Source organism: Sphaerobacter sp. (assembly GCF_019683595.1).
Classification (GTDB): Bacteria; Chloroflexota; Chloroflexia; order Thermomicrobiales; family Thermomicrobiaceae; genus Sphaerobacter.
Window position 1 is genome coordinate 1 of the sequence record NZ_JADGHZ010000321.1, and the last position, 2151, is coordinate 2151.

Consider the following 2151-nt stretch of genomic DNA (forward strand, 5'->3'; position numbering starts at 1 on the left):
GGGGGCAGGGGGGTGAGGGGGACGTATGACGTATGACGCATGACGCAACATCCCTCACTTCCCCATCCACCGGTCGAACCACGCCACGAGGCGCTGCAGGAGGTCACGCTGGAAGGCGCGCTCGTGGAAGGCGTGGCCTTGACGGGGGTAGGTGATGAAGTCGGTCGGCACACCGGCGGCGCGCAGGCCCAGGTAGAGCTCCATACCCTGCTCGGGCGGGACCCGCACGTCGGCCTCGCCGTGGACCACCAGCGTCGGCGTGGTGATCCGCCCCAGATAGCGGATCGGCGAGCGCTCCCAATAGGCGTCGGGCGCCTCGTGGAGCGGGCCGGGGAAGCGGGCCTCGTTGTAGGGCCGGATGTCGGTCGTGCCGACCTTGCTCGGCCAGTTGGTCACCGCGGCCCCGGCTACGGCGGCTTTGAAGCGGTCGGTGTGAGTGATAGCCCAGGCGGTGAGGAACCCGCCGTAGCTCCAGCCGGCGATGCCGAGGCGGTCCGGATCGGCGATCCCCTGCTCGATGGCCCAGTCGACCCCACGCATCACATCGTCGAAGTCCATCCCGCCGAGGTCGCCGCGATTGGAGGCGGTGAATGAGGCGCCCCGGCCGGTGCTGCCGCGCGGGTTCGGCAGGAGCACGGCGTAGCCCGCGGCGGCGAAGATCTGCCCCCAGTCATGCCAGGTGCCGTGGAAGGTCGGACCCCAGCGGGAGGTCGGCCCGCCGTGGACCTGGACGATGAGTGGCAGGCGCTTCCCCGGCTCCGCGCCAGGCGGACGGAGCAGCCAGCCCTGAATCGTCAGCCCGTCGCTGGCGGTCCACTCGACCGGCTCCATCGGGGCAATCGCCACATCGTCGAGCTGGGGGTTCAGGTGGGTCAGGCAGCGCAGCTCGCCGTCGATCGGCCCGGCCCAGACCTCGGGCGGCCCCGCCGGGTGCGTGCGGATGCAGGCGAGGGTCCGGCCGTCGGCGCTGACGCTGAGTGGCGCCTGCGCCCCGCCGCCGGGCGGGAGGGGGTCGAGCTGCTGCCGGGTATCGTCGCTGAGGTTGACCAAGTCGATCCGGTTGTACAGCCCCTCCTCGGCCAGCGTGAGCAGGCGCGGCTCCTGGCCCGGCAGCCAGCCGGCCCAGAGCGGGGTCGTCGCACCCGCCTCCAGCGTGTCGATCGCGCCGGACTCGGGGTCGATGAGCAGCACGCGGGTGTCGTCGGCGCTCCCCGGGACGTTGGCCACTGCCACGAGCCGGCTGCCGTCGGGGGACCACTGGAGCGTCACCGGGAGGGTGTCGAGCGTGGTGAGGACGCGCTCGGCGCGGGTGACCGGGTCGATCACGAGCAGGCGGACGCCCCGCGCGGGCTCGTCCAGCCCGTTGCCGGGCGTGGTCAGCGCGGCGACACGCCGGCCGTCGGCGCTCCAGGCGTAGGCCCAGACATGCCCCTCGGCTGGACCGAGCACCCGCACCGTGCCGCCTTCCACCGGCACGCGCACGATCACCCGCGGGCGCGCGTCCGCGCTGGCGACCCGCACCTCAGTGGCGGGCTTGTCTTCCCCGGCCAGCGCGCGCCGGTCCGCCGTCGCCGTCAGCGACCGGCCGTCGGGCGCCCAGGCGAGCAGATCCAGCCCCTTGGGGACGCTCGTGAGCGGGCGCGCTTCCCCACCCTCCAGGTCGATCAGGTGGATCTGGTGCGCGCCACGCTCCGTCCGGTCGGAGAGGAACGCGAGGGTGCGGCCGTTGGGCGACCAGCGCGGCATCTTGTCCTCATGCCCCACGACCGCGCCCATGGTGAACTCCCGCGCCTCGCCGTTCTCGACCGGCGCCAGCCAAATGGCCGAGGTGGGCTTCGTCTCCTTGTGGCCGATGGGCGCGACGGTGAAGGCTACGTGCCGCCCGTCCGGCGCCACCTGCACGTCGCTCGCGATGCGGAGGTTCACCGCGTGGTCCGGGGTATAGCGTTGCTTGCTCGTCATCGTGTGCGTCACTCGCTCTTCGTCTTGCACTCTGGACAGGGGAGCAGGACTCCCGAAGCACATGATACGGCAGGGGGGAGCGGGCGGATACGGCCCTCACCCCCTAACCCCCTCTCCCAACCTTGGGAGAGGGGGAATGTCACGCCTCATGCGTCATACGTCATGCTCCCCTCTCCCAAAGTTGGGAGA

General features: G+C 71.9%; 1 protein-coding gene. It reads right to left on the reverse strand.

The window, feature by feature from the left end; all coding sequences use genetic code 11:
* Positions 1–54 precede the first annotated feature (54 nt).
* Positions 55–1962, reverse strand: a complete 1908-nt coding sequence (locus IRZ30_RS17085) for a S9 family peptidase (protein ID WP_294086915.1) — start codon at positions 1960–1962, stop codon at positions 55–57.
* Positions 1963–2151 lie beyond the last annotated feature (189 nt).